The following is a 26,324-nucleotide window of genomic DNA, read 5'->3' as shown; positions in this document are numbered from 1 at the left end:
CAGGAGGTCCGGCGCGCTCCTCGCCGAACCCATCAGGCAGGCTGGGCGCAAACGAAGTCGCACCGGAAAACTCGAAACACAGAACTGGCGGATCCATGAACGACCGACGTACCCCGTGGCGAACAGTCGTCGCGGTCGCCTCTGCATCGGCATGTCTGCTCGTGTCGGGATGCTCCGACAACAGCTCTCCCGAGGACGCCAACTCGGTCAACGTCGAGCCGCTGTCTTCGGTCTCGTCTCCCGAAACCTCCACTCCCCCGAGCGGTTCGGTTGCGCCGTCCCCCTCCGGCTTGCATTCCATCACATTCGAAGCCTCGACGCGCTCGGTCGTGGCACTCGACGACGCCTCGACCTCTGCGCTCGTCTTCGATACGGACGCTTTCGAGACTGCGCCGCGCAGTGTGCCGCTTCCCGCCGCGGCCGCCGACATCGTCAGCGCAGGCGACGGAACACTCCTGCTGCCCATGGATGGACAGCTCGCACTCCTCGATGTTCGCAGCTCGGAGGTCAGGACCCTTCCGGTCGACGGGACACTGCTCAGTGCTGCCCCGCTGGACGGTGGTCGAATTGCCGTGGGAGACAGCAGTGGCACCATTCACATCCTCGACGCAGACGCGAACGAGTCACAAAGAATCGATGGGCTGTCCTCCGTGGACGCTTTGGCCGAAACCGAACACGGGCTCGCAGCATTGGATCGCCACCAGACGTCGCTGACCAAGATCGACGCCGACGGGGGATCTCTCGGGGTGGCACTGCGAGCGGGTACGGGGGCCGCACGGCTGGACACCGACGAATACGGTCGAATTCTCGTCACCGACGCTGCCGGCGGCGAGCTGCTCGTCTACTCGTCCGACGACCTACTTCTACGGCAACGATTTCCGGTCGGTGCACAGCCGTGGGCAGTCACCTACGATGACAAGTCCGACATCGTGTGGGTAAGCACTCCGGGAGACAACGGGGTGGTCGGGTACACGCTCGACACAGGAATTCCTGTCGAAGCCGCGAGGTTCACCTCGGTGAAGCAACCGGATTCGATCGCCGTCGACCCCGGCACGGGCGATGTCTACGTCGGATCGGCCGCCGGCGATGGTCTGCAGCGGATACCGGCACGGCCCTGAAGTCGGCGCCGAGGCGGTGAACATCACCACGCGAGAAAGGCCCCTGTGTCGAAGAACAACAGCGCACGGAGTCGGATGCCGTCGGAGTGGGAGTCCACTTCCGATGACTGGGAGTACGTACCGCTCCGGTTGCCACCGGACGTAACCAGAGTGACCGCCTCCATGCGCCTGGCCATTCAGGCCGAATTCGGCGGTTGGGAATTGTCCCGCGTCCGGCTCTACACGGACGGGAGCAGAAAGGTACTGCTCAAACGCAAGAAGTCCGCGCACCATATTCCCGAGCCAGGTATCTAGTTCGAAAGAGAGACCGTGTACCACGCACTGCTTCGCCTGATGTTCCTCGTTCGGCCTGAACGCATTCACCACCTTGCGTTCTTCGCAATGCGAGCAGTGACGGCCTTTCCTCCTTTTCGAGGTCTTGCACAACGTCTTCTCGTTGTCGACGATCCGGTGTTGCGGAGTCGGGTGTTCGGAGTCGAGTTTCCAGCTCCCCTCGGCCTCGCTGCGGGTTTCGACAAGAACGCCGACGGTGTCGACACGTGGGGTCCGCTCGGATTCGGCTTCGCCGAGATCGGCACGGTAACCGCTCAGGCTCAGCCCGGGAATCCGCAGCCTCGACTCTTCCGACTCCCCCAGGACCGCGCCCTGGTCAACCGGATGGGCTTCAACAATCACGGTGCCGGCAGTGCCGCCAACGCGCTCCGCGGTCGTCGGCCCGGAATACCCATCGGTGCGAACATCGGCAAAACGAAGGTCACTCCGGTGGAGGATGCCGCGGCCGACTACACCGCGAGTGCCACTCTGCTCGGTCCACTCGCGGACTTCCTGGTAGTGAACGTCAGCTCTCCCAACACCCCTGGACTGCGGGATCTACAGGCGGTCGAGTCCCTCCGACCGATCCTGGTCGCGGTCCAGAGCGTGGTGACAGTCCCAGTGTTGGTCAAGATCGCACCGGATCTTCTCGATGAAGATGTCGACGCGGTAGCCGATCTGGCCGTCGAGTTGGGTCTCGACGGCATCGTCGCGACCAACACCACGATCTCGCGGTCCGGCCTGGCCACAGCCGGCGCCGTCGTGGAGAGCGCCGGAGCGGGTGGTCTGTCCGGTGCCCCGCTGGCAGACCGCTCACTCGAGGTTCTGCGACGGTTGTACGCGCGGGTGGGGACCCGCGTCGCCTTGGTATCGGTGGGCGGAATCGAGACTGCCGATCAAGCCTGGGAACGAATCACGGCCGGCGCGTCGCTGGTGCAGGGCTACACCGGGTTCATCTACGGTGGCCCGTTCTGGATGCGTTCGATCAACAGGGGCATCGCGCAGCGTGCCCGAGCAGCAGGCTTCGAATCACTGTCGGACGCCGTGGGCTCGGAGAACCGATGAAGGGCCGCACGGGCCGGCGCCGATCCCTGCGTGGGGTCGGCGCCGACGTCGGTATCAGGCTTCGTACACGCCGGTGAGGAGCGCGCGACCGATCGCGTGCGTGAAGAGGTTGAACCCGAGATAGGCCGGTGTCGCCGTCTCGTCCACCTCGAGGCGTTCGGTGTCCACCGCGTGCACCGCGACGATGTATCGATGTGGTCCGTGTCCTGCGGGCGGGGCGGCTCCGATGTAGCGAAACAGCCCGGCGTCGTTTTTCAACGTCACCGCGGTGCTCGGGATGCCGGTGCCGCCGTCGTCGCCTGCTCCGGACACCAGCGACGTGGTCGAGACGGGGATGTTCGCCACCGCCCAGTGCCAGAAACCGGATGCCGTAGGAGCGTCGGGGTCGTACATCGTGACAGCGAAGCTTTTCGTGCCCTCCGGGAATCCCGACCACGAGAGTTGCGGCGAGTTGTCGTGCCCACCTGCGCCCATGATTCCGCTGACCTGTTGATTTCCGAGCGTGGCACCCTCCGTCAGATCCTCGGAGGACAGCGTGAAGGTCGGAAGTTCGGGAAGTGCGGTGTACGGGTCGTAAGTCACCAAGAAGCCCTTTCTAGTCAGCTGTGAAGCAAGAAGTGTTCCAACACCTGTGTACCGAACTCGAGCGAACTGACCGGTACGCGCTCGTCGACGCCGTGGAAGAGCGCGGCGAAGTCGAGCTCGGGTGGGAGCTTGAGCGGTGCGAAGCCGAAGCAACGGATACCCAGTTTCGCGAAAGCTTTCGCGTCGGTACCACCGGACAGCATGTAGGGCACGGTCCTGCCGTTCTCGTCGTGCGCAAGGACGGCGTCGTTCATGGCGTCCACGAGATCCCCGTCGAAGGTGGTCTCGTAGGAATCGAGCTTCGTGATCCACTCGCGTTGGACGTTGGGACCGATGAGTTCGTCGACCTCACGTTCGAATTCGGCCTGACGGCCCGGAACGACGCGGCAGTCGATGACCGCCTCTGCGGTCTGCGGGATCACGTTCGCCTTGTAGCCTGCCTTGAGCATCGTGGGATTGGCTGTGTCACGCAGGGTCGCTCCGACGATCCTGGCGATGCTCCCGAGCTTGGCCAGTGTCCCCTCCAAGTCCGGCGACTTCGGGTCGAAGTCGAGTCCGGTCTCCTCAGCCACCGCCGAGAGGAATTCCGCGACCGAATCCGAGATCACCAACGGGAACGTGTGGTTTCCCAGCCGCGCAACCGCTTCGGCCAGATACGTCACCGCGTTCTCGTCGTGCAGGAACGATCCGTGCCCCGCACGGGCCTTTGCGGTGAGCCTCATCCAGCCGAGACCCTTCTCGGCTGTCTCCACCATGTAGAGCCGCTTCTCCGTACCGTCCGGCCGCGCGACGGTGAGCGAGAACCCGCCGACTTCACCGACTGCCTCGGTGACGCCCTCGAACAGATCGGGACGGTGTTCGACGAGCCACTGCGATCCGTACTTCCCGCCGGCTTCCTCGTCGGCGAGAAAGGCGAACATGATGTTTCGCGGCGGCACGGTCCCGTTCGACTTGAACTGACGTGCCAGCGCGAGTGCCATCCCGACCATGTCCTTCATGTCGATGGCCCCGCGGCCCCACACGTAACCGTCCTCGACGGCGCCGGAGAAGGGATGCACGCTCCAATCGGCGGGCTCGGCCGGGACGACGTCGAGGTGTCCGTGAATCAACAGCGTGCCGCGCTGCGGGTCCGCTCCGGGGAGGGTGGCGAAGACGTTTCCTCGTCCGGGAGCACCCGATTCGACGTAGACGGTCTCGTATCCAACCTCCTGGAGTTTGCTCGCGACCCATTCGGCGCATTCCTTCTCGCCCTTGGTGGTCTCGAGCTCACCGGTGTTCGAGGTGTCGAATCGGATCAACGCGCTGACGAGGTCGACGACCTCGGCCAGAGCGGTCGTGCGGGCAGGGTCGTTCGTGGAGCTTTTCACTGAGGACACACCACTTTCCTACCATTCGTTCCGGCCTGTCGGCCGAACTGACGTGCGGATTTGGGCGATCCGGTGCACGTCGTATATCTTTGTCCAGCACGCAGCGAGCAGGTGTGCGAACAACAGAAGAACACTGTGCGGCGCCAGGTGCGTCGCAACTGGTCCGAGTGGCGGAATGGCAGACGCGCTAGCTTGAGGTGCTAGTGTCCTATTAACGGACGTGGGGGTTCAAGTCCCCCCTCGGACACCAGAGATCGGCAGTAGGAAAAGTACCTACCCAAGATCCACCGTTTCTGAGTTGAGACAGACGACATAGACCCCGATTCCCTTTGGAATCGGGGTCTATGTCGTTGTGGCAGCGATTGAGTGAGCCAGGCCGAAAGGACGAGACCGATGACCGACCCCGAGTACGACGTGACCGCGGAGGGCATCGATTCGGCAGACCTGGAGACGGCCCTTCGGGTGTTGAGAATCGCCGGATCGCTCGACAAGAATCATCCTGATTCGATTGTCGTGCAGCGAGCATCCGGACAGTTGTTCAAGGATCTCAAGCGGTCGCGACGCATCGCGGCACGCAATTTGAAATCCGAGGCGGACCGCGCCGTCGTCGAGTCCACCGCTACGGGATCTCCCGACCGTATCGACGACGAGACCGCAGGCCTCGCACTGATGACTCGTGCAGCGGGTGAGTACGCAGGAACCTTGATTCGAGCCAGGCCCTGTTACATCTGCAAGCAGCGGTACACGCTCGTCGATGCGTTCTACCACCAGCTGTGCCCGGACTGCGCCCAACTCAATCGGAGCAAGCGAGATGCTCGCACCGACCTGTCGGGGCGTCGTGCACTGCTCACCGGTGGTCGAGCGAAGATCGGCATGTACATCGCGCTCAGGTTGCTGCGAGACGGTGCTCATACGACGATCACGACACGATTTCCGAACGATGCGATTCGTCGCTTCTCCGCGATGGACGACAGCGACGAGTGGCTGCATCGACTTCGTGTCGTGGGAATCGACCTGCGTGACCCTGCCCAGGTGGTGGCCCTCGCCGATTCCGTCGCTGCAGAAGGACCACTGGACATTCTGATCAACAATGCTGCGCAGACGGTCAAGCGTTCGGCCGGTTCCTACGCCGCGCTGGTCGATGCCGAGGCTGAGGCTTTGCCGTCCGGTGATCAGGTGGACGTGATCACGTTCGGAAAAACGAGCGAGGCACACCCGGCGTCGCTCACGAGTGCACTCCCCCGCACCGACGAAGGCGCGGTGACGGGAGATGTCCTGTCGGCCGAAGCGGTGAGTTCGCTCGCGCTGATCGCAGGTTCGGCCACGGCGGAACGAATCGAGAAGGGCATCGCAATCGACGCAGGCGGACTGGTTCCCGACCTTGCGGACACGAACAGTTGGATTCACACCGTCGAGCAAGTCGATCCCGTCGAATTGCTCGAAGTGCAACTGTGCAACTCGGTCGCGCCTTTCATCCTCGTCTCACGCTTGCGTTCGGCGATGGAGGCCTCCGCTGCCCGGCGCAAGTACGTCGTCAATGTCTCGGCGATGGAGGGTCAGTTCAGCAGGGCCTACAAGGGGCCGGGACATCCCCACACCAACATGGCAAAGGCTGCGTTGAACATGTTGACTCGCACCAGCGCGAAGGAAATGCTGGGCAGCGGCATCCTCATGACTGCAGTCGACACCGGATGGATCACCGACGAACGACCGCACCCGACCAAGATGCGTCTTGCGGACGAGGGTTTTCACGCGCCGCTCGACCTCGTGGACGGAGCAGCGCGCGTCTACGACCCCATCGTGCAGGGCGAGCAGGGTGTCGATCTGCACGGACAGTTCCTCAAGGACTTCGCGCCTTCTCCTTGGTAGGGGTGCGGCGACGTTTGTGCTGCAATACTCACGGATATACAAGATCACTCCGGGGTGAGCAGCAGTCGAGAACGGTGGTCACAGATGGGCGACGACGTCGAACAACGCAAGTTCACTCGGCAGGATCGACATCGGTTCAGGCAGAAAGTGCAGGACTGTCTGGACGCCCTCGCGATCATGCTTGCCGATGAGACGTTCGACGTCGGTGAGCCGAAGATCGGCATGGAAGTCGAGCTCAACCTCGTCGACGACAGCATGGCACCGTCGATGGCGAACGCCGCCGTGCTCGACGCCATCGCTGATCCCGACTATCAAACCGAACTCGGCCAATTCAACATCGAGATCAACGTTGCTCCCCGTCCCCTCCACGGCAACAATGTTCGGGACCTCGAGGACGACCTCCGTCGGTCGCTGAATGCCGCCGACGAACGGGCACGTTCGTCCGGGAGCCGCCTCGTCATGATCGGCATGCTTCCGACGTTGGAGGAAAAGCACTTCGAGCACCGGTGGCTGTCGGCCAACCCCCGATACGACCTGTTGAATCAGCAGATCTTCGCCGCGCGCGGCGAAGACATCGAATTGCAGATCACCGGAGTTCGCCTCCCCGGTGCCGATGCGGCAGAGGAACTGTCGACGATCACCGACACCATCCTTCCCGAGGCCGCGTGCACCTCCGTGCAACTGCACCTGCAGGTGGCTCCCGACGAGTTCGCGTCGTACTGGAACGCAGCGCAGGCTCTGGCGGGTGTGCAAGTGGCGCTCGCCGCGAATTCGCCGTTCCTTGCGGGACGCGCCCTCTGGCACGAAACACGCATCCCGCTCTTCGAACAAGCTACCGACACACGTCCCCTGGAGCTCAAGAACCAGGGAGTCCGGCCGCGGGTCTGGTTCGGCGAGCGGTGGATCACCTCGATCTTCGACCTGTTCGAGGAAAACTCGCGATACTTTCCCGCACTGCTTCCCGTGTGCAGCGAGGAGGATCCGAAAGCTGTTCTCGCAGAGGGCGGAACGCCGGACCTGTCGGAGCTGAGAATGCACAACGGAACGGTCTACCGGTGGAACCGACCGATCTACGACCGCTCCGGCGGTGGACACCACATTCGGTTGGAGAACCGCGTACTTCCCGCCGGCCCGTCGATCGTGGACACACTGGCCGACGCTGCCTTCTACTACGGAACTGTCCGCTCGCTAGCCGACGCCGATCGACCGCTCTGGAGCCAGATGTCCTACGACGCAGCGGTCGAGAACCTCCATTCCGCGGCGCGCGGGGGTTTCGATTCCCGCCTGTACTGGCCGGAGGTGGGCTGGGTGAGCCCACAGGAGTTGGTACTTCGCCGACTACTGCCGATGGCGGACGCGGGACTGGCTGCCTACGGCGTGGATTCAGCCGTCCGCGATCGATACCTGGGTGTCATCGAGGGACGGTGCTTGAGCAAGAGGTCCGGGTCGGTGTGGCAACGCGACGCCGTCGTCGCACGGCAGCGAGCCGGAGAAGACCGCGAGGCGGCCCTGGCAGGCATGTTGTCCGACTACGTGACCCTGATGGACGAGGGCCGACCGGTGCACACCTGGCCGTTCTGAGGCTTACGATTCACGCATGCTGTATCGAGCGCTCGCAGATGTAACCGTCGTGGTGCATCTCGCCTTCATCGTCTACGTGGTGGTGGGCGGGTTCGTGGCCTGGCGGTGGCCGGGAACGATCTGGCTGCACGCGTGCGCTGCGGCGTGGGGATTCGCATCGATCGTGGTTGGCATCGACTGCCCACTGACCGCGCTGGAAAATTGGGCACGCAGCGGTAGCGGTGGGGCCGCGTTGCCGTCCACCGGATTCATCGATCATTACCTGACCGGAGTGATCTATCCGGACAGCGCGCTCGGCGTCGTCCGGCTCGCTGCAGCCAGCGCAGTGGTGATCTCCTGGGCCGGTTTCGTACTGATTCGTGTCCGCTCACGGGCGGTTCTTCGACTCACACACTGATACGCGTTACTGTCCAGTACATGACCTCTACCGACCCGACCGAGCGCGCCTCCTCATCGCGAACCTACGACATCGTGGTCTACGGGGCCACTGGATTCGTCGGTCGACTCACGGCTGCCTACCTGGCCGAACACGCGCCGGCCGGAACCAAGATCGCGCTCGCAGGCCGCACCCGTTCTCGGCTCGAATCCACGAGGCGGGCATTGCCTGCCGCGGCGGCGGAGTGGCCGCTCCTCGAAGCCGACGCAGCCGATGTGGACGCGCTCCGCGCCCTCGCCGAGGCGACACGCGTGGTGATCACCACGGTCGGTCCGTACGCGAAGTACGGACTACCCCTTGCGTCGGTGTGCGCGGAAGCAGGAACCGACTATGTCGATCTCACCGGTGAGGTGCTGTTCGCACGTAAGAGCATCGACGCCAATCACGATGTCGCGCAGCGCACCGGAGCTCGGATCATCCACTCGTGCGGATTCGACTCGATCCCGTCGGACATCGGGGTGCACGTGTTGCATTCGGCAGTCGCCGCCGACGATGCGGGCGAACTGACCGACACCACGCTCGTCGTCAGTTCCATGCGCGGCGGAGTCAGCGGGGGCACCGTCGACTCACTGCGTACGCAGATCGAAGAGGTCAAGAAGGACGGCGCTCTACGTAGGCTCGCTGCCCGCCCGTATTCGCTCAGCCCGGATCGCTCGCTCGAACCGAATCTCGGACGGCAGTCCGACGTAGCACTGGTCAAGGGATCGGACATTGCTCCCGGTGTGCGTGGATGGAAAGCACCGTTCGTGATGGCGTCGTACAACACGCGAGTCGTTCGGCGCTCGAACTCGCTCCGAGACTGGGCGTACGGGAAGGAATTCCGATACCGAGAGGTGATGTCGGTCGGCTCCTCGGTGGCATCGCCGCTCATCGCCGGAGCGGTGTCGGCGGGACTGGGTGCGCTGGTACTCGGAATGACCGTATTGCCGAAGAGGGTGCTCGATCGGGTGTTACCCAAGCCGGGCGATGGACCCAGCCCGAAGGCGCAGGAAAGTGGTCACTTCACGATGGACCTCTACACCACGACGACCTCGGGTGCGCACTACCGGTCGCGGGTGAAGGCCTCGGGAGATCCCGGCTACAAAGCGACTTCGGTCATGCTGGGCGAATCGGCTCTTGCTCTGGTCCACAACCGCAGCGAATTGCCGGACGCGGCGGGCGTCCTCACCCCGGCAACCGGACTCGGCGACGCCCTCGTCACGCGACTCCGGCACGCAGGCTTCGACATCTGGGCGAAGAAGGCCTGACCAGCGACCAGGACTTCCGATCGGATTTCAGGGTTTGGCCGGAGCTCCCAGGGAGGACACCTCGGCGTACAACGCCGAGGCCTCCTTGGGTGAATCCACCTGCGGCGGTGAGCCTTCCAGCGGCTGAGTTGCCGATTCCCGCAAGAATCCGACGGCAACCAACCCGATGATGCCTGTGATGATCAGGTAGTACGCAGGGATCATCGCACTGCCGGTGGAACTCACCAATGCCGAGGTCACCAGCGGCGTAGTACCGCCGAAGAGCGACACCGACAAGTTGAATCCGATGGACAGCGCGGCGTACCGCACTCGCGTCGGGAACAGCGCAGGGAGCGTCGACGCACTCGGCGCAGCGAAGCACGCCAGGACGACGCCGAGAATCAGGCATCCGAAGAGTGGACCGACCCACCCGGTCTGGCGAATCAGCAGGAAGCACGGAATCGCCAGGACGATCTGAGCGATGGCGCCGAACACGAAGACGGGTTTACGCCCGATCCAGTCGGTCAGCCGGCCGACCCCGACGATGATCGACACCACGATGACCATTGCCGAGAGCACCAAGAGGTCCGCGCTGAGCTGACTGCGGCCGAGGACCTCGGTGAAGTACGTGGGCAGATAGCTCGTCACCATGTAGTTGGTCACGTTGTACAGCAACACGATTCCCATGCAGATCAACAGCGCCCGCCAGTGCTGGGTGAAGATTTTGCCGATCTGCCTCGCGCCGCTCTCCTGCTCCTTGACCTTGTTGTCGTGTTCGTCGAGTTGCTTGCGGAACGCGGGGGTGTCCTCGAGTTTGAGCCTGAGATACAACCCGATGATGCCCATCGGTCCGGCAATGAAAAACGGTATCCGCCAGCCCCATTCGACCATGGTCGCATCTCCGAGTACCGCGTTGAGGATCGTGACGAGACCGGATCCCATCGCGTACCCGACGAACGTTCCGAAATCCAACCAACTTCCGAGAAAGCCCCGCCTCTTGTCGGGCGAGTACTCAGCGATGAAGGTCGTCGCGCCTCCGTACTCGCCGCCCGTCGAGAATCCCTGGACGAGCCTCGCGACCAGGAGCAGAATCGGTGCCCAGATCCCGATGGACGCATAACTCGGAATGAGACCGACAGCCAGCGTTCCTGCGGCCATCATGATCATCGTCGCCGCCAGCACCTTCTGCCGTCCGATCCGGTCACCCAGCGGCCCGAAGAACAATCCACCGAGCGGCCGTACGACAAATGCTGCAGCGAACGTGGCAAACGTGCTGATCAACTGGACCGCAGGCGAGGCGTCGGGATAGAACACCTTGCCGAGCGTCGCAGCCAGGTAGCCGTAGACGCCGAAGTCGAACCACTCCATCGTGTTGCCCAACGCTGCAGCGGACACCGCGCGCTTCAACATCGGTTGGTCGACGACTGTGATGCCGTCTTCGGTCAATTTCGGCTTCCGATGCATCAGTCGCGCGAACGCACCGCGCCTGAGGTGCTGGACGTGGTCGTGTCCCCACCGCTGATCGTTCGGTGGCGTCTGAGGTGATTCCGAGTCGTGCGCAACCGTCATTTCCCCAACGTTAGCCAGCGAAACGATCGACTATCAAATGCACCAGTCGCGCAGTCGGGAGTTCGGAAGCCGTTTCCGCAGGCCATGCGACCTGAGAACGAATTATGCTTCGCCTGTTCACATTTCGGTCAATAAACCCAAATCGGACAGCGGTGGAACAGGGCGTGCAAGCACCGAGCACGGCGTTGCTGGCACGATGGACGGGTGCCGAACCACAATTACGGGCTGACGGTCAGTTGGACGGGAAACCGTGGAACCGGAACTTCGAGCCCCCGTGACTACGACCGAGACCACACTGTCTCCGCCCCCGACAAGCCGGACCTTCTGGCGAGTTCGGATCCCAGTTTTCGCGGCGACCGTGCGCGATGGAATCCCGAGGAGATGTTGGTGGCGTCTCTGTCGAGCTGCCACATGCTCTGGTTTCTGGGACTAGCGGCCGCGGCAGGGGTGGTGGTGACGGCGTACGTCGACTCGCCGAGCGGAGTCATGACCGAGCTGACCGATGGCTCGGGGCAGTTCGTCGAGGTGACGCTGTCGCCTGCGGTCACCGTCGCCGAATCGAACATGATCGGACTGGCCGAAAAACTGCACGGGCCGGCCTCGGCGAAGTGCTTCATCGCGCGCTCGGTGAACTTTCCTGTTCGCCACTGCCCGACCACCGTGGTGGCGTCGTGACGGTCACTCTGATCGTCGATGTCGACACCGGTATCGACGATTCCCTCGCGCTTCTGTACCTGCTGGCAAGTCCTGAGGCCGAAATCCTGTCGATCGCGTCGACTGCAGGCAACGTGCCGGTGAACCAGGTAGCCGCCAACAACCTCGCGTGGCTCGACCTGTGTGACGCCGGGGACATCGAGGTCACCCTCGGTGCCAGCGCGCCGCTTGTCGCGCCTCTGATGACCACCGAGGACACGCACGGACCTCAGGGAATCGGCTACGCCGAACTACCGATCTCGAGCAGACAACTGTCCGATCGCGATGCGGCCACCGCATGGGTCGAACTCGTCCGCGAGCGCCCCGGCGCGATCACTGGGTTGGTCACCGGACCGTTGACGAATCTAGCCACCGCCATACGCATCGAACCCGAACTACCGCGGTTACTGAAGCGGCTGGTCTTGATGGGCGGCGCATTTCAGCACCCTGGAAATACGACACCGACCAGTGAGTGGAATGTCGCCGTCGACCCCGAGGCAGCCTCGGAAGTATTCGCAGCGTTCTCCGGACTTCCGGAGGACCGGCTGCCGATCGTATGCGCACTCGACATCACCGAAACGATCGAGATGTATCCGGATCACATCGCACGATTGGCCGAGCGCGCAGGAAGTGTCCCGCCCGAGCTCATCTCGGAGTCGGACCTGTCGACGACTAGATCAAACGCATCCAACCCCCTCGTCCGCCATTTCTCCGACGCGGTGCGCTTCTACATGGAGTTCCATCGCGACCATGACCAGGGATTTCTCGCGCACATGCATGACCCGTTCGCCGCGGCCGTCGCACTGGATCCGACCATTGCGACCTATCGGGCGGCGACTGTCGACGTCGAACTCGACGGAACCCTCACTCGTGGAACGACAGTCGCAGACTGGCGCGGAATGTGGGCACGTCCGCACAACGCTGCCGTCGCCGCCACCACCGATCCGGCCGCATTCTTCGACGATCTGATAGACCGAGTGGGGTCGCTTGCGGCGCGGCTCTACCCACCCCACACCCGGAGTTGACGCCCACCGGGGGCAGCTACTCGGGTAGGTCTCGCGAGTGACCGTCGAAGGCGTCGAGGAGTTGCTGCGCCGCCAATGCTGCAGTCGAGGATCCGTCTCGAACTCGGCGTTCGACGTCTGCCCTTATCTGCTTGACCGACGCATTCTGAGCGAGGCGTCGGAGCAGTTGATCGTTGACCATGGTCCACGTCCAGTCGACCTGCTGCCTTCGACGCTTCTCGGCGAACTCCCCTGCGTCGGAAAGCACTTGCCGGTGCCGCAGGACGGTGTTCCAGAACTCCTCGAGGCCGACCTTCTCCAGCGCACTCATCGTCAACACGGGCGGCTGCCAGATCGCGTCGTGCGGATAGATCATCCGTAGCGCTCCTGCCAGCTCTCGCGCAGCAGATTTCGCTTCGATCGCGTGCTTGCCGTCAGCCTTGTTGACGGCCACGAGATCGGCAAGTTCCAGGACGCCCTTCTTGATGCCCTGCAGCTGGTCTCCAGTTCGTGCCAGAGTCAGGAAAGCGAAACAATCGACCATGTTGGCCACGGTCACCTCGGACTGCCCGACCCCGACTGTTTCGACGAGGATGACGTCGAACCCCGCGGCCTCGAGCAGCACGATCGTTTCCCTGGTTGCACGCGCCACTCCCCCGAGCGTCCCCGACGTCGGCGACGGTCTGATGTAGGCCTCAGGCTGCACTGCCAGGTTCGCCATGCGCGTCTTGTCCCCGAGGATCGAACCGCCCGTTCGCGTCGACGACGGGTCGACGGCGAGAACCGCGACGCGATGTCCCTTCTCGATCAGATACATCCCGAGGGCATCGATGAACGTCGATTTTCCGACACCGGGGACGCCGGTGATTCCGACTCGGTGTGACCCTCCGGCCTTCGGCAGCAGCTGCAGAAGCAATTCCTGTGCAAGGTTGCGATGGTCGGTCCTCGTCGACTCCACAAGTGTGATCGCGCGAGCCAGACCGGAGCGTTCGTTCGCGAGCACCGACTGTGCGACGGCGTCGATATCGATCGTGCGCGTTCTGTTCGGAGAACTCATGCTCAGGCGGATGCCTCGCGCGGTGCGTGACCGAGCTGCTCGGACAGCTTTTCGACCAGACCGATCGCCGCGTCGGCAATGACAGTTCCCGGTGGGAAGATCGCCGCGGCCCCCGCAGCGTAGAGCTCGTCGAAATCACCCGGAGGGATGACACCGCCGACGACGATCATGATGTCGGGCCGATCCACCGCAGCGAGAGCCTCTCGCAACGCAGGCACAAGCGTCAGGTGACCCGCGGCCAGTGAGGACACTCCGACGACGTGAACGTCGTTGTCAGCCGCCTGACGCGCGACCTCCTCCGGGGTTTGGAACAACGGGCCGACGTCGACGTCGAATCCGATATCCGCGAACGCGGTAGCAATGACCTTCTGGCCGCGGTCGTGCCCATCCTGGCCCATCTTGCACACCAGCACACGTGGACGTCTGCCCTCGTCTTCGGCGAACCGCTCGACCAGCTCGGTCGCGCGGGTCAAGTTCTTGGCTTTTCCTGCTTCGTCGCGGTACACGCCACTGATTGTCCGGATTTCTGCCTGATGGCGCCCGTACACCTTCTCCAGCGCGTCGGAGATTTCCCCGACGGTTGCCATCTTGCGCGCGGCGTCGATTGCGAGATTGAGCAGGTTGTTCTCCATGCCGGTCTCGGTCGATGCGGCTGCGCGCGTCAGGTTTGCCAGCGCTGCCTCGACCTCCTCGGAATTGCGTTCCGCGCGCAGACGCTCGAGTTTCTCGATCTGCTCCTTACGCACCTTGGAGTTCTCGACCTTGAGAACCTCGATGGTGTCCGGCTCGTCGGGCACATACTTGTTCACTCCGACGAGCGGCTGACGCCCAGAGTCGATTCGCGCCTGGGTCCGCGCCGCGGCTTCCTCGATGCGCAGTTTGGGAATTCCCTCGCCGATGGCCTGGGCCATACCGCCCGCGGCTTCGACTTCGGCGATGTGTGCACGGGCGCGGTTCGCCAGCTGATGGGTGAGCCACTCGACGTAGTGAGAACCGCCCCACGGGTCGATAGGTCGTACGGTGTTCGACTCCTGCTGGATCAACAGCTGCGTGTTACGCGCGATGCGCGCCGAGAAGTCCGTCGGCAGCGCGAGTGCCTCGTCGAGTGCGTTGGTGTGCAACGACTGCGTGTGTCCCTGCGTCGCGGCCATCGCCTCCACACAGGTACGGGCAACGTTGTTGAACACGTCCTGCGCGGTCAACGACCACCCGGATGTCTGCGAGTGTGTGCGCAGTGAGCGAGATTTGGCGCTCTTGGGCTCGAACTGCTGTACCAGCTCGGACCAGAGAAGTCGTCCGGCGCGCAGCTTTGCGACCTCCATGAAGAAGTTCATCCCGATCGCCCAGAAGAACGACAGACGGGGCGCGAACGTATCGATGTCCATGCCTGCGTCCAAGCCTGCTCGAATGTATTCGACCCCGTCCGCCAGGGTGTATGCGAGCTCCAGATCTGCTGTAGCCCCGGCCTCCTGAATGTGATACCCGGAGATGGAGATCGAGTTGTACTTGGGCATCTTCTCGCTCGTGTACGCGAAGATGTCCGAGATGATCCGCATGGAGGGTTTGGGCGGATAGATGTAGGTGTTGCGGACCATGAACTCTTTGAGAATGTCGTTCTGGATGGTTCCGGCCAGTTTCTCGGGGCCGACTCCCTGCTCCTCCGCCGCGGCGACGTACAACGCGAGAATCGGCAACACCGCGCCGTTCATCGTCATCGACACCGACACACTGCCGAGGTCGATTCCGTCGAAGAGCTGACGCATGTCGTAGATCGAATCGATTGCCACACCGGCCATTCCGACATCACCCTGAACTCGCGGATGATCGGAGTCGTAGCCGCGGTGCGTCGCGAGGTCGAACGCGACGGACAGTCCCTTCTGGCCTGCCGCGAGATTGCGACGATAGAACGCGTTCGATTCCGCCGCAGTCGAAAATCCGGCGTACTGACGAATAGTCCACGGCTGGTTGACATACATCGTCGGGTACGGGCCGCGGATGAACGGCGGAGTTCCCGGGTAGCTGTCCAGCGGGTATCCCTCAGCCTGGGCTGCGTCGCGGTCGGCCTTGGTGAACACCGGCTTGACGTCTATTCCTTCGGGCGTCGACCAGACGACCTGATCGGCCGTGTAATTGTTCGCAGCCGCAGCCGCGTCGATGTGGGCGGCCACATCCTCGGGGGTAGGCGCCTTGGGTGCTGGTTCGTGTGGATCCTTCAGCGGTACATCGGCGAAGCTGCCGATGACGTGTGACGTACGCGAGTCATGAGTGGTCATCGTCAGGCTCCAAGAAATTCTAGAAGGTCGTCCAGAACGGTCACGGCGTCGACCTTGGCGGTGAGGAAGTCGTCGGGACGCATCTCACCCGTGACCCCGGCGAAGATCTTGTCCGGGCCCGCCAGCAAGACTCTCTCGACTCCCGCGGCACGCAGAGCCGCTACTGCGGCCGCTGCCTCGTCGCCGTACCGCTTGTCTGTGCCGCACAGCACCGCGATGCGGGCGCCGGACGTACGCACTGCATCGGCCATCGTGTCCGCGGTCAACGGACCCGGATTTTCAGAGTGAATCCCGCCTGATGCAAGAAGATTCGCGGCGAACGTGGTCCTGACGTTGTGCTCGGCCACCGAACCGATCGGAGCGAGTAGGGCCAGAGGGCGTGCATCGTTCTCGGCGAGGTAGGCGTCGGATCGATCACGCAGGGCCTCGAATGCGGCGCCGTACCGATCCACTTTCGGTGACGAAGTCGGAGGAGGAAGAGGTGCTTCGGCAAGATTGGGGAACTCGTTCACACCGGTCAGCGGTGTACGACGGTGCGCGATGTCGGAATCACGTGCAGCCTTGACTGCAGCGATCGCGTCGGCGAGCGCACCGGACTCCAGCGCGGCCGAATAACCTCCCTCGGCTTCGATCTTCTGCGTGAACTGCCATGCCTTCTCGGCAAGTTCGTCCGTGAGCTGCTCGATGTACCACGACCCTGAACCGGGGTCGAGAACACGTCCCAGGTGCGATTCCTCCAGCAGCAACAACTGTGTGTTGCGAGCGATACGCGAGGAGAAGGTCTTCGACACCCCTGCTGCACCGCCGTCGAGTGCCACATCGAAGGGTAGGACGGTGACCGCGTCTGCACCACCGATTCCCGCTCCGAACGCGGCGAGTGTCGTGCGAAGCATGTTCACCCACGGATCACGCTGCGCCATCATTGCTTCCGACGTCACACCATGTTGCGGTGCACCGCCGGAGGACGGTGCACCGACGACCTGTGCCACCCGTGCCCACAGTGTGCGTGCGGCACGGAATTTGGCGATGGTCTGGAATTGATCGTCGGTGGCCGCGAAACGGAACTCCAACTGGCCCAGCGCCTGCGCGGCGGTCAGCCCCGCTGATGTCAGTTCGCGGAGATATTCGAGTCCCGCAGCAACTGCGGCACCCACCTCCTGCGAATCGCTCGCTCCGCGATTGTGGAAGACGGTGCCGTCGACGGTGATTGCGCGTACGCGCTCGGTTCGTTCGGCCGACGTTCTCGCGAGCGTTACGACTGCGTTCAGTGGAGGGGCCTCGTCACCGGCGAATCGGGCGGTGAGTGTGGCTGCGCCGAGCCGAATATCGATCGCGGAGCGATCGCCGACTTCGGCGGAATCGACCGCCGAGAGCAGCGCCTCGGCCGCATCCACCGTGTCGGCTCGTGCGTCGAGGACGACCGGAGCCAGATCGAACAGCACCCCGTTCAACGCCGGGGAGATCCCGGCTACGGGAAGGGAGTGTTCACCTACTACGAGCCAGAGTGCGCTGACGCCGTTGTTCAAACCATCGAGGATGGATCGGTTGACGGCTTCGGGATCGGTTTGTCCGAAGCCGAAGCGCGCGCTGACCTTCCATCCTGCGTTCACGTCGCGCGTTGCATCACGTCCCCGGACGAACGGAAAGCTACCGGGGAGTGAATTCTCGGGTGTTTCGTCGAGGGCGCCGTAGAGCGGCGCAATGGTCACGCCGTCGTACGTGGTGGCGTCGAGCAAATGCTCCGGGTCCTCGGGAAGATCCGCGATGTCGACCCTGCGAGACTTCGCGAGAACCCCGGCGACAGCCTTCTGCCACGCGGTATACGCGCGTCGTGAGGCATCCTCTTGTGAAGCAATGGACACGGTGACTGCTCCCTCGATTCAATCGACTCACGAGCCGATCGACATTTTGCGACTTTTGTGATGTTAACCGCGATTGCTCCGACACTATCGTGAGGATCACCTCATGTTCACATGGGAGGCGGTTTCGCGCCGTTCTACACCGGTCGGGCAACGGTAATGTCGGTGGACGTGATGAGGCGCGTTCGAGATCCACGACTGATCGTCCTCGTTCTGCTGTTGATTGCTCTCGGAGTAGCTGCTGCTGTCGCACCACATCCGTCGATCGAACAAATGCGGCAATGGTCACTGTCGGTGGGCCCGGCGTTCCCGCTCGTGTTCTTCGCAGTTCATGCCGTCGTCACGATCGCACCCATTCCTCGTACGATTTTCACACTCGCAGCGGGCGTGCTGTTCGGCCCGGTCACCGGGATCGCCGTAACGGTCGGCGCGTCCACCGTGAGTGCTGTTCTGGCGCTTTTGATGGTGCGGGTCGTCGGGCGTGAATGGTTCGCCACCAGAATGACCCATCCTGCTGTTCGGTCGATAGACGACAGCTTGGTGCGACGTGGGTGGCTGGCAGTGGGATCGCTTCGGCTGATCGCGCCCGTCCCCTTCTCGGTCGTCAACTACTCCTGCGGAATCTCTTCCATCCGAGTGGCACCGTTTGCCCTTGCCACCGCGGTCGGTGTCGTGCCCGGCACCGTCGGCATCGTCGTGCTGGGCGATGCGATCGGCGGGCACGCGAATCCGTGGATGCTCGCTCTTTCGGGGTTCTGCATCGCTCTCGGTGTCGTAGGCCTCGTGGTCGACTGGCGCCTGTCCACCCGCAGTGCGCGACGTCAACCCGCGAAACTTGATTCCTAGAAGTCAAGTCAAATTCATTGACTATGGCTGATCAACGCAATAACCTTGTCGCATGTTCGTGATGACCGTCGACCAGCGGCGAAGCCGACGCGACATCGACCGGGTGGACGCACTGCTCGATTCGATGCGAGGTGCACCCCTGCTCAGACCGTTCGAACGAACAGCAGGCGACGAAGTACAAGCTGTGGTCGAGACGTCGGACCTAGGTGCACACACGGTCATCGATATTGCCCTCGCACTGGTCAGGCAAGGAACCTGGAGCGTCGGGATCGGCATAGGTTCCGTCGAAGAACCGCTACCGACCAGCACGCGCGCGGGACGCGGACCGGCGTTCGAGGCAGCGCGCGACGCCGTGACACGCGCCAAGAACGCACCGGGCAACGTTGCCGTGAGTGTGGCGGACGACACGATGACGGACCGATGCCGAGACGCAGAGACAGCTCTCGCGCTCGTCTGCCTCCTCGTCACCGATCGGACCGAGCAAGGGCACGCCGCCGTCGACCTGATGACCGCGGGCCACACCCAGACCAGTGCCGCCGAGCACCTCGGCATCAGCAAGCAGGCAATGTCGCAAAGACTGTCGGTGGCACGGTGGACCATCGAGACAGACGGCCGAAGACTGGCCACCCATCTCCTCGCCGACGTCGGGGAGAACGCACGCACGCGAAGGAATCCATGACAGTCACGACACTTCTTCTGCTCGCGGCATCCGCTGCGGTGTCGGTCACGCCATCGGCGGCACCGCTGCCTCGATGGACCACAGCCGTCCTCGCCGCAGCCCTACTCGGTCTCGCCGCTGTCACAGCAACGCAGACTGGCCCCGCGCACGGAGTCTCCCTCGCAGCCACATACGTGGTGACGGTTCTCGCAGCAGCGGCAGGTGGTTCGACGATAGTGACCGCGGTGTTCCGCTTGGCTCGTCGCCGCGGAACAACGGATCCCGATAGCTCGGCTGGACCGCTTCACGGCGGCAAGACCATCGGGGTCCTCGAGCGCACAGCAGTGGCTGCCGCGATCCTGGCCGGCTGGCCCGAGGGCATAGCAATCGTGCTGGCAGTCAAAGGCCTGGCGCGCTACCCCGAACTACGTGCAGCCGAACCGGTCACGTCGTCGACCACACCCACTTCGCCTGCCACACCTACAGCCACGTCGGCATCGGAACAGTTCATCATCGGAACCTTCACCAGCGTCGTCTGGGCCGTAGCCGTGTGCGGCGTCGGTTACGCACTGGTGAGCTGATCAAAGCGAACGACCGTTGGTGACGCCTACTCCGTCTCGTGCGGAGCAGAGGACAACTGACCGGCATCGGTGCCTTTGGTCAGACTGGGATCGGGCGCAAGCGACGTGTCGACGGGAGTCCGCGCGACCGCCTCCGCGGCCGCCACTGCCTCGGCAACAGCCGGGTCCGTCCTCGTTTCGAACCATTCGGCGACCTCGGCCGAATCGTCCGCGGACTCGGGTCCTTCGCTGTTCGCACTTGGCTCGAACCGGAAGACACCGTCTTCTCCCGGCGCGCCGAGTGTTTTCGCGAAGCCCTTGAGCGCGTCGCCGAAGTCGCTCGGGATCATCCACACCTTGTTGGCGTCACCCTGTGCCATCTGCGGCAGTGTCTGCATGTACTGGTAGGCCAGCAGTTCCGGCGTCGGCTTACCGTTCTTGATCGCCGCGAACACCTTCTCGATTGCCTTGGCCTGCCCCTGCGCCTGCAGGTACTTGGCGGCGCGGTCACCCTCCGCACGAAGAATGCGCGACTGACGTTCACCCTCGGCGGTCAGGATGGCGGCTTGCTTACCGCCCTCCGCGGCCAGAATCCGGCTCTGCTTGTCGCCTTCCGCGGTTTTGATCGCAGACTCGCGATGACCCTCGGCAGTCAGAATGGTGGCGCGCTTCTCACGGTCCGCCTTCATCTGCTTCTCCATCGACTCCTGAATCGACGGCGGCGGATCGATGCTCTTGAGCTCTACTCGGGCGACTCGCAGACCCCATCGACCTGTCGCTTCGTCGAGCACGACGCGCAACTGCCCGTTGATCGAATCACGAGAGGTGAGCGTCTCCTCCAGCGTCATTCCGCCGACGACGTTGCGCAGTGTCGTGGTGGTCAGCTGCTCCACGCCGACGATGTAGTTGTTGATCTCGTAGACGGCGGACTGTGGGTTGGTCACCTGGAAGTACACGACGGTGTCGATCGACACCGTCAGGTTGTCCTTGGTGATCACCGGCTGGGGCGGAAACGACACGACGCGTTCACGCAGATCCACCTTGGCCCTGATGCGGTCCACGAACGGGACCAGAAAGGTGAGCTGACCCGACACGGTCCGGACATAGCGGCCGAGCCGTTCGATCACCGCGGCTTCCGCTTGCGGGACGATCGAGACGGACTTGGCTACGAGAACGACCACGAGTAGAACGATTACGCCTAGAACTATCAGAGCTGCCATGAAACTAAGGTCCCCTCCACACGACGGCTGTAGCGCCGTCTATTTCCATCACGGTCACGGTGGTTCCTGGTGCATAGACCTCGGATTCGTCGAGGGGACGCGCAGTCCACACCTCGCCGCCGAGTTTGACTTGCCCTTCGTGGGCCGAAACCTGTTCGAGCACAACAGCGCTCTTACCCGTCAATGCAGCAGCGTTGGTCGCCAACGCGGGTGGGGCAGCGAAGCGACGCAGCAAGATCGGCCGGACGCCCAAGATCAGAACGAGCGACACGACGCCGAACACGATTGCGTCGGCCCACACCGGGAAGTCGGTGACAGAGGCAATGCCAGCCGTCGCCAGCGCTCCGCCTGCGAGCATGAGCAGGAAGAAATCCCCCGTCAGCGCTTCGGCTGCTGCGAGTCCAATTCCTGCGATGAGCCAGATGATCGCCGCCACATCATCCATACAACCACAATTCGGACATCAGCCGGTGGCGCCGGCGCCGAGTTACCTACTGCTCAGTGACGAAATCGACCAACTGTTCCACCGCGCCGATGAGGGGGGCCTCCAAATCTCTGAAGGACGACACCGACGAATACACACGTCGCCAGCCCTCTTTGGGCGTGCCCCAGCCGAGTTCACGGCAAATACCGGTCTTCCAATCCTCGCCGCGCGGAATCTTCGGCCATGCCGTGATCCCAACTGCCTTCGGCCGCACCGCTTCCCACACGTCGATGTACGGGTGACCGGTCACCAACACGTGGGGTCCAAGCGATGCCGTCAACTTGGATTCCTTGGATCCCGTCACCAGGTGGTCGACGAGAACTCCCACCCGTCGATTCGGACCCGGCTCGAATTCGGCCAGACGTTCGCCGAGGTTGTCGAGACCCTCCAGGTGTTCCACGACCACGCCTTCGACCCGTAGATCGTGACCCCACACACTCTCCACCAGAGCTGCGTCATGGACGCCTTCCACCCAAATCCTGCTGGCGCGGGCCGTCCTGGCGCGCAGACCCACCACTGCGGTGGATCCGGATGCAGAACGAGTGGCGTTCTGCGCTTTGGGTGCGGCCACCGGCCGGATCAGAGTCACACGCTTGCCGTCGATGAGGAACGCAGCTTCGCGCAGGGCGAACAAACGTGTTGTGCGCGCCGAATCCTCCAGCCGCACGAAGTCGCCGTCGTACGTTCGCTCGAACCCGACTACAGCGCCACAGAACCCGCTCCCAGCGTCCTCGACCACCAAGCCACGCTCCGCTGGAACCTGAGGCGCAGGGACCTTACGCATTCTGCTGTGCCCCGAAAGAATGTCTCCGCCGTACATATCAGCCACGGCCGACAACGGTAGCGATGACGGTCCCCGAGCACACGTCGCCACGCCGACCTAAACTCTTGAGTCGTGAGTTCTCCAAGTGCAAGCCTCGCGGTGTGGACCAGTTCGTGGCTGGCAGGCATCAGCGCGCCCGACGACGTCATCGACGCGATGGCCGAATGGGCGCCGATGCATCTCGTCGTCGCCGCCGATGAGACGACAGCCCTTCTCACGGGCTTGTCGTGGCCGGACCCGCGGGCCGACGGTATTGCGGCCGTGCTCACCTCGATCAGAGCGCAGATCCCAGGTCCGAGTGTCGATGCCGTCATCGAGCTTCTCCTTCCGACGGCCGGTGCCGTCGAGGACCTACCTCCGCGTACCGAATTCGCACGGGCAGCCATCGGTGCCGGCCAGGCCGTGGTTCTCGGCCGAGCAGGAACGAGCGGCCTGGCATTCGTGCCGACAGTCGAAGGCCCCGACGTCATGCGCTGGACAGCTTTCTCCACCCCGGTCAAAGACCACTACACCCGCGACTTCACACTCGGCGAGGCGGAGTACGCCATGCGCGACGCGGTCCGCGGCGCTGCCGAGGCACTCGGCTCCATGCAATCGTTGCCCACCAGGGCCGAACACGGCGATGCTCGTACTCGTATCGGCGAGGAACTCGCCGAGCTCATGCGTCACCGCTACCCGGTCGACACCCCTGAACGCGCATTGAGGGTCCTGGAGTCCGCCGACCGGGTCTCGGCGATTCTGTCCGTAGCACGCAGCTCGGCTCCGACCGAAGCGCCCACGGCCGGCGCGGCTCTGGCGCGGGAAGAGCTGATCCGGCCTCTGTGGGCGGCGGTCCGAGCAGCCAGGTTGAGCGCGATCGCAGCAGGCGTGGCGTCGAGCGTTCCACGACGCTGACCCAGGGCTCCTGGCTAGCTGCGAACGGGCCGAGCCGGGGTCTCACAGCACCCGAGCGCGCACCGCTGACCGTTGAGCGTCTCCCCGTAGCTCCTCACGGCGCCGATCCGCCGTGCGCTCACGCCCGCGATGTGTTCGCGAACCAGCTCGACGACCATCTTCGCGAAACGCACGTCTGCTCCCGGCGTCGACGCCCGAGCGAACGAGATCGAGAGCTCCTCGGCCTTCTCCTCCGCCTCGGTATCGAGGTCCCACACCACTTCGAGGTGGTCGGAGACAAATCCGATGGGACACACGACGACAGCATCGACGCCCTTGGCCGCCAACACCTCGAGGTGGTCGCAGATGTCGGGCTCCAACCACGGCACCTGCGGCGGGCCGGACCGTGACTGCCACACCACGTCGTACTCGTCGATCCCGGCGGCGGCCGCAGCCAACCGCGACGCATCCTCGACCTGACGGCTGTAGAGGTGACCACCGTCGGTGGGAGGGCCCGCGTTCGCATCGGCGGCCGAAGGTATCGAATGCGCGGTGAACACCAGTCGCGCGCCTGACCGTCGATCGGGTGGGAGTTGGCCGAGCGCGGACGTGATCGCGTCGGCGAAGGCCGAGACCATCAAGGGGTGGTCGTAGTACTGACGAATTTTGGTCAGGTCCGGCGCCCCGGCGCCGACCGACTCGCGCGCACGGGCAATGTCCTCGTGGTACTGCCTGCACCCCGAATACCCGCCCCACGCCGAGGTAGGAAACACGAGGGCGCGTTCGACGCCGTCGGACTGCATGGCCGCGACGGTGTCCTCGACCATGGGATGCCAGTTTCGATTCCCGAAGTACACCGGCAAATCGATTCCAGCGGAATCGAACTCGGTCTCGATGGCGGCGATGATATTGCGGTTGAGAGCGTTGATCGGCGATACACCACCGAAATGCATGTAGTGCTCGACCACGGCGTCCAGCCTCTCGGGAGGTACGCCGCGACCGCGAGTGACGTTTTCGAGGAACGGTCTGACGTGTGCTGGCTCCTCAGGGCCGCCGAACGAGAGCAGGAGTAGGGCATCGAACCCGGTGGACGTCGTCATCTCTCCATTGTGCGCTCACGCTTGATGTGACCGACAACGCACCGGCCCTGACAGACGGTACGAGACCGTCGATCAGGGCCGGTGTGTAGCTGGAAGATTGGTAGCGATTACATGTTGTCCGGCAAATACGTGTTGTGGCTTGCACCGCCGTCGACGTAGATGATCGATCCGGTCGTGCCGGGCAGCCAATCGGACAGCAACGCGACGACCGACTTCGCGACAACGGTGGGGTCGTTGACATCCCACCCGATCGGAGCCGCGCCGTCCCAGTACACGTTGAGCTGATTCATCTTGGCAGCATCGTCGGTAGCCGTTCCGGCGATGGCCTTCGCCGCGAGCGTCTTGATCGGTCCGGCTGCAACGAGATTGGAACGGATCTTCTTCGCGGCGCCCACCTCGCGGGCGACGTACCTGTTGACGGACTCGAGTGCAGCCTTGGCCACACCCATCCAGTTGTAGTACGGCATCGAGGTACGGGGATCGAAGTCCATGCCCACGATCGATCCACCCTCGTTCATGACGGGCAGGACTGCGCGGGCCAGCGAAGCGTAGCTCCATGCCGAGATCTCGAACGCCTTGGCAGCGTCGGGCCCCGGTCCTTCGAGGAACGGCTTGGCGTCCGGACCCATCAGGGTGCGCGGCGCGAAAGCGATCGAGTGCAGCACACCGTCGACACCCTCGGGAGCTATCTCGCGAACACGGTCCGCGAGCGCCGCGAGGTGTTCCTCGTTGGTTGCGTCGAGTTCGATGGCCGGCGGCACCGGCTGCGGCAGTCGCTGCGCGATACGGTCGATCAGGCGAAGCCGATCGAAGCCGGTGATGATGACCTTGGCGCCTTGGTTCTGCGCCATCGCAGCCGCGTGAAAAGCGATCGAGGCATCGGTGATGATGCCCGTCACGAGAATTGTCTTGCCTTCGAGCAATCCGCCCATGTGAAGTCTTCTTCCTAACCGATCGGTGTCAACGAGTATTCGAGTACGAACTGATCAGTGACCCATACCGAGGCCACCGTCGACGGGAATGACAGCCCCGGAGACGTACGAAGCATCCGGCGAAGCGAGCCAGCTGATCACGCCTGCGACCTCGTCGGTCGTGCCCTTGCGGGAGAGCGGGATAGCGCTGATGGCCATCTCCTGGTACTTGTCGTCGAGCGCCTGTGTCATCTCGGTGTCGATGAATCCGGGTGCGACCACGTTCGCGGTGATCGATCGCGAACCGAGTTCACGGGTCAGCGACCGGGCAAGACCGATGACACCTGCCTTGGACGCTGCGTAGTTCGCCTGACCGGGCGTGCCCATCAGGCCGACAGCCGATCCGAGGAAGATGAATCGACCGTACCGAGCGCGCAGCATGGACCGGCTCGCGCGCTTGGCAACGCGGAACGCGCCGGTGAGGTTTGCGTCGATGACTTTGGAGAACTGCTCTTCGCTCATCCGCATGATCAGCGTGTCGTCGGTTATGCCTGCGTTGGAGACGAGTACCTCGACGGGTCCCTGCTTCTCCTCGACCTCTTTGAATGCGGCGTCTACTGATTCGGAGTCGGTGACGTCGCACACGACGCCGAACAAACCTTCGGGCACGCCCGACCCGCGGTGGGTGACGGCGACCTTGTGCCCGTCGGCTGCGAGACGCTGGGCAATGGACAGACCGATGCCTCGGTTACCTCCGGTGACGAGTACCGATCGTGCGATGAAGTCGGGTGTGGACATGCCTGCAACCTATCTGTTCGTGCTGGAATGACAAAGC

Annotated in this window: 25 protein-coding genes and 1 tRNA gene; 14 read left to right on the top strand and 12 right to left on the bottom strand. The window is 63.5% G+C overall.

The window, feature by feature from the left end:
- The first annotated feature begins 95 nt into the window (after positions 1 to 95).
- The 3 genes from D8W71_RS16900 (at position 96) to D8W71_RS16890 (ending at position 2,495) form a co-directional block, all read left to right on the top strand.
- Positions 96 to 1,118: a hypothetical protein gene (locus tag D8W71_RS16900; protein WP_121119392.1), complete on the top strand. Its 1,023-nt coding sequence runs from the start codon at positions 96 to 98 to the stop codon at positions 1,116 to 1,118.
- Positions 1,119 to 1,193: 75 nt separating this feature from the next.
- A complete protein-coding gene (locus D8W71_RS16895; RefSeq protein ID WP_121114962.1) occupies positions 1,194 to 1,412 on the top strand; it encodes a DUF5703 family protein in 219 nt (72 codons plus the stop codon).
- A gap of 15 nt (positions 1,413 to 1,427) precedes the next feature.
- Entirely contained in the window at positions 1,428 to 2,495 is a 1,068-nt protein-coding gene (locus D8W71_RS16890) for a quinone-dependent dihydroorotate dehydrogenase (protein WP_121114960.1), read from the top strand.
- Positions 2,496 to 2,549: 54 nt separating this feature from the next.
- Here D8W71_RS16890 and D8W71_RS16885 read toward each other — a convergent pair whose 3' ends face one another.
- Together D8W71_RS16885 and D8W71_RS16880 are read right to left on the bottom strand one after the other, a co-directional pair.
- Positions 2,550 to 3,080 carry a YbhB/YbcL family Raf kinase inhibitor-like protein gene (locus D8W71_RS16885; RefSeq protein WP_236077469.1) on the bottom strand — a complete coding sequence of 177 codons (531 nt, stop codon included), beginning with the start codon at positions 3,078 to 3,080 and terminating at the stop codon, positions 2,550 to 2,552.
- Between the two features lie 14 nt (positions 3,081 to 3,094).
- Complete coding sequence (locus D8W71_RS16880) at positions 3,095 to 4,447, bottom strand: M20/M25/M40 family metallo-hydrolase (protein ID WP_121114956.1); 1,353 nt, start codon at positions 4,445 to 4,447, stop codon at positions 3,095 to 3,097.
- 161 nt (positions 4,448 to 4,608) lie between these two features.
- Between D8W71_RS16880 and D8W71_RS16875 the strand changes: the two genes are divergently transcribed.
- From D8W71_RS16875 to D8W71_RS16855, 5 genes are all read left to right on the top strand, one after another.
- A tRNA-Leu gene (locus tag D8W71_RS16875) sits at positions 4,609 to 4,697 on the top strand.
- Positions 4,698 to 4,840: 143 nt separating this feature from the next.
- Positions 4,841 to 6,316 carry an SDR family oxidoreductase gene (locus tag D8W71_RS16870; RefSeq protein ID WP_121114954.1) on the top strand — a complete coding sequence of 492 codons (1,476 nt, stop codon included), beginning with the start codon at positions 4,841 to 4,843 and terminating at the stop codon, positions 6,314 to 6,316.
- Positions 6,317 to 6,400: 84 nt separating this feature from the next.
- The gene (locus D8W71_RS16865; protein ID WP_121114952.1) at positions 6,401 to 7,897 is read left to right on the top strand and encodes a glutamate-cysteine ligase family protein; all 1,497 of its coding nucleotides are present in this window, start codon (positions 6,401 to 6,403) and stop codon (positions 7,895 to 7,897) included.
- Between the two features lie 16 nt (positions 7,898 to 7,913).
- Positions 7,914 to 8,294 carry a DUF2784 domain-containing protein gene (locus tag D8W71_RS16860; protein ID WP_121114950.1) on the top strand — a complete coding sequence of 127 codons (381 nt, stop codon included), beginning with the start codon at positions 7,914 to 7,916 and terminating at the stop codon, positions 8,292 to 8,294.
- A gap of 20 nt (positions 8,295 to 8,314) precedes the next feature.
- Positions 8,315 to 9,580, top strand: a complete 1,266-nt coding sequence (locus D8W71_RS16855; protein WP_121114948.1) for a saccharopine dehydrogenase family protein — start codon at positions 8,315 to 8,317, stop codon at positions 9,578 to 9,580.
- Between the two features lie 27 nt (positions 9,581 to 9,607).
- On the opposite strand, the gene proP is transcribed toward D8W71_RS16855, so the two are convergent.
- The gene (proP, locus tag D8W71_RS16850) at positions 9,608 to 11,128 is read right to left on the bottom strand and encodes a glycine betaine/L-proline transporter ProP (protein ID WP_121114946.1); all 1,521 of its coding nucleotides are present in this window, start codon (positions 11,126 to 11,128) and stop codon (positions 9,608 to 9,610) included.
- Positions 11,129 to 11,332: 204 nt separating this feature from the next.
- Here proP and D8W71_RS16845 point away from each other — a divergent pair, with 204 nt between their 5' ends.
- Positions 11,333 to 11,803: an OsmC family protein gene (locus D8W71_RS16845; protein WP_121114944.1), complete on the top strand. Its 471-nt coding sequence runs from the start codon at positions 11,333 to 11,335 to the stop codon at positions 11,801 to 11,803.
- Complete coding sequence (locus tag D8W71_RS16840) at positions 11,800 to 12,846, top strand: nucleoside hydrolase (protein WP_121114942.1); 1,047 nt, start codon at positions 11,800 to 11,802, stop codon at positions 12,844 to 12,846. The genes D8W71_RS16845 and D8W71_RS16840 overlap by 4 nt, the downstream gene beginning before the upstream one ends.
- Before the next feature lie 16 nt (positions 12,847 to 12,862).
- Here the strand turns inward: D8W71_RS16840 and meaB are convergent, their stop codons facing one another.
- The 3 genes from meaB to mutA are packed head-to-tail and all read right to left on the bottom strand — an operon-like array spanning position 12,863 to position 18,017.
- The gene (meaB, locus tag D8W71_RS16835) at positions 12,863 to 13,882 is read right to left on the bottom strand and encodes a methylmalonyl Co-A mutase-associated GTPase MeaB (protein WP_121114940.1); all 1,020 of its coding nucleotides are present in this window, start codon (positions 13,880 to 13,882) and stop codon (positions 12,863 to 12,865) included.
- A 2-nt stretch (positions 13,883 to 13,884) separates the two neighbouring features.
- The gene (gene scpA, locus D8W71_RS16830; RefSeq protein ID WP_121114938.1) at positions 13,885 to 16,155 is read right to left on the bottom strand and encodes a methylmalonyl-CoA mutase; all 2,271 of its coding nucleotides are present in this window, start codon (positions 16,153 to 16,155) and stop codon (positions 13,885 to 13,887) included.
- 2 nt (positions 16,156 to 16,157) lie between these two features.
- Complete coding sequence (gene mutA, locus D8W71_RS16825; RefSeq protein WP_121114936.1) at positions 16,158 to 18,017, bottom strand: methylmalonyl-CoA mutase small subunit; 1,860 nt, start codon at positions 18,015 to 18,017, stop codon at positions 16,158 to 16,160.
- Positions 18,018 to 18,128: 111 nt separating this feature from the next.
- Here mutA and D8W71_RS16820 point away from each other — a divergent pair, with 111 nt between their 5' ends.
- The 3 genes from D8W71_RS16820 to D8W71_RS16810 are packed head-to-tail and all read left to right on the top strand — an operon-like array spanning position 18,129 to position 20,099.
- Positions 18,129 to 18,860, top strand: coding sequence for a TVP38/TMEM64 family protein (locus D8W71_RS16820; protein ID WP_236077468.1), 732 nt, complete (start codon positions 18,129 to 18,131; stop codon positions 18,858 to 18,860).
- Positions 18,861 to 18,912: 52 nt separating this feature from the next.
- A complete protein-coding gene (locus tag D8W71_RS16815; RefSeq protein WP_121114934.1) occupies positions 18,913 to 19,539 on the top strand; it encodes a hypothetical protein in 627 nt (208 codons plus the stop codon).
- Positions 19,536 to 20,099: a hypothetical protein gene (locus tag D8W71_RS16810; protein ID WP_121114932.1), complete on the top strand. Its 564-nt coding sequence runs from the start codon at positions 19,536 to 19,538 to the stop codon at positions 20,097 to 20,099. Before D8W71_RS16815 ends, D8W71_RS16810 begins: the two co-directional genes overlap by 4 nt.
- Positions 20,100 to 20,125: 26 nt before the next feature.
- Here D8W71_RS16810 and D8W71_RS16805 read toward each other — a convergent pair whose 3' ends face one another.
- From D8W71_RS16805 to D8W71_RS16795, 3 genes are read right to left on the bottom strand one after another with little or no spacing between them, the layout of a single operon-like run.
- The gene (locus tag D8W71_RS16805) at positions 20,126 to 21,298 is read right to left on the bottom strand and encodes an SPFH domain-containing protein (protein WP_121114930.1); all 1,173 of its coding nucleotides are present in this window, start codon (positions 21,296 to 21,298) and stop codon (positions 20,126 to 20,128) included.
- Positions 21,299 to 21,302: 4 nt separating this feature from the next.
- Complete coding sequence (locus tag D8W71_RS16800) at positions 21,303 to 21,734, bottom strand: NfeD family protein (RefSeq protein WP_121119388.1); 432 nt, start codon at positions 21,732 to 21,734, stop codon at positions 21,303 to 21,305.
- A gap of 55 nt (positions 21,735 to 21,789) precedes the next feature.
- On the bottom strand, positions 21,790 to 22,602 hold the full coding sequence (locus D8W71_RS16795; RefSeq protein WP_121114929.1) for a DUF3097 domain-containing protein: 813 nt from the start codon (positions 22,600 to 22,602) through the stop codon (positions 21,790 to 21,792).
- A gap of 75 nt (positions 22,603 to 22,677) precedes the next feature.
- Here D8W71_RS16795 and D8W71_RS16790 point away from each other — a divergent pair, with 75 nt between their 5' ends.
- Complete coding sequence (locus D8W71_RS16790) at positions 22,678 to 23,499, top strand: hypothetical protein (RefSeq protein WP_201265110.1); 822 nt, start codon at positions 22,678 to 22,680, stop codon at positions 23,497 to 23,499.
- Positions 23,500 to 23,513: 14 nt separating this feature from the next.
- Here D8W71_RS16790 and D8W71_RS16785 read toward each other — a convergent pair whose 3' ends face one another.
- The 3 genes from D8W71_RS16785 to fabG1 all read right to left on the bottom strand — a co-directional run bounded on the left by D8W71_RS16785 (position 23,514) and on the right by fabG1 (position 26,287).
- Entirely contained in the window at positions 23,514 to 24,578 is a 1,065-nt protein-coding gene (locus D8W71_RS16785) for a ferrochelatase (protein WP_121114927.1), read from the bottom strand.
- Between the two features lie 107 nt (positions 24,579 to 24,685).
- Entirely contained in the window at positions 24,686 to 25,510 is an 825-nt protein-coding gene (gene inhA, locus D8W71_RS16780; protein ID WP_121114925.1) for an NADH-dependent enoyl-ACP reductase InhA, read from the bottom strand.
- Positions 25,511 to 25,564: 54 nt separating this feature from the next.
- Positions 25,565 to 26,287, bottom strand: a complete 723-nt coding sequence (fabG1, locus tag D8W71_RS16775) for a 3-oxoacyl-ACP reductase FabG1 (RefSeq protein ID WP_121114922.1) — start codon at positions 26,285 to 26,287, stop codon at positions 25,565 to 25,567.
- Positions 26,288 to 26,324 lie beyond the last annotated feature (37 nt).

It is taken from the genome of Rhodococcus sp. P1Y, assembly GCF_003641205.1.
In the GTDB taxonomy this organism is placed as follows: Bacteria; Actinomycetota; Actinomycetes; order Mycobacteriales; family Mycobacteriaceae; genus Rhodococcoides.
Note: the sequence above shows the minus strand (reverse complement) of the source record. Positions and strands in the feature narration are given on the sequence as shown.

Bases quoted from the DNA above. Each gene is read 5' to 3' on its own strand.
- D8W71_RS16895 (WP_121114962.1), top strand. From the start codon at position 1,194: ATGCCGTCGGAGTGGGAGTCCACTTCCGATGACTGGGAGTACGTACCG.
- D8W71_RS16900 (WP_121119392.1), top strand. From the start codon at position 96: ATGAACGACCGACGTACCCCGTGGCGAACAGTCGTCGCGGTCGCCTCT.
- proP (WP_121114946.1), bottom strand. From the start codon at position 11,128: ATGACGGTTGCGCACGACTCGGAATCACCTCAGACGCCACCGAACGAT.
- D8W71_RS16795 (WP_121114929.1), bottom strand. From the start codon at position 22,602: ATGTACGGCGGAGACATTCTTTCGGGGCACAGCAGAATGCGTAAGGTC.
- D8W71_RS16810 (WP_121114932.1), top strand. From the start codon at position 19,536: ATGACAGTCACGACACTTCTTCTGCTCGCGGCATCCGCTGCGGTGTCG.
- inhA (WP_121114925.1), bottom strand. From the start codon at position 25,510: ATGGGCGGATTGCTCGAAGGCAAGACAATTCTCGTGACGGGCATCATC.
- meaB (WP_121114940.1), bottom strand. From the start codon at position 13,882: ATGAGTTCTCCGAACAGAACGCGCACGATCGATATCGACGCCGTCGCA.
- D8W71_RS16785 (WP_121114927.1), bottom strand. From the start codon at position 24,578: ATGACGACGTCCACCGGGTTCGATGCCCTACTCCTGCTCTCGTTCGGC.
- fabG1 (WP_121114922.1), bottom strand. From the start codon at position 26,287: ATGTCCACACCCGACTTCATCGCACGATCGGTACTCGTCACCGGAGGT.
- D8W71_RS16820 (WP_236077468.1), top strand. From the start codon at position 18,129: ATGGGAGGCGGTTTCGCGCCGTTCTACACCGGTCGGGCAACGGTAATG.
- D8W71_RS16865 (WP_121114952.1), top strand. From the start codon at position 6,401: ATGGGCGACGACGTCGAACAACGCAAGTTCACTCGGCAGGATCGACAT.
- D8W71_RS16805 (WP_121114930.1), bottom strand. From the start codon at position 21,298: ATGGCAGCTCTGATAGTTCTAGGCGTAATCGTTCTACTCGTGGTCGTT.
- D8W71_RS16870 (WP_121114954.1), top strand. From the start codon at position 4,841: ATGACCGACCCCGAGTACGACGTGACCGCGGAGGGCATCGATTCGGCA.
- scpA (WP_121114938.1), bottom strand. From the start codon at position 16,155: ATGACCACTCATGACTCGCGTACGTCACACGTCATCGGCAGCTTCGCC.
- D8W71_RS16855 (WP_121114948.1), top strand. From the start codon at position 8,315: ATGACCTCTACCGACCCGACCGAGCGCGCCTCCTCATCGCGAACCTAC.
- D8W71_RS16815 (WP_121114934.1), top strand. From the start codon at position 18,913: ATGTTCGTGATGACCGTCGACCAGCGGCGAAGCCGACGCGACATCGAC.
- D8W71_RS16860 (WP_121114950.1), top strand. From the start codon at position 7,914: ATGCTGTATCGAGCGCTCGCAGATGTAACCGTCGTGGTGCATCTCGCC.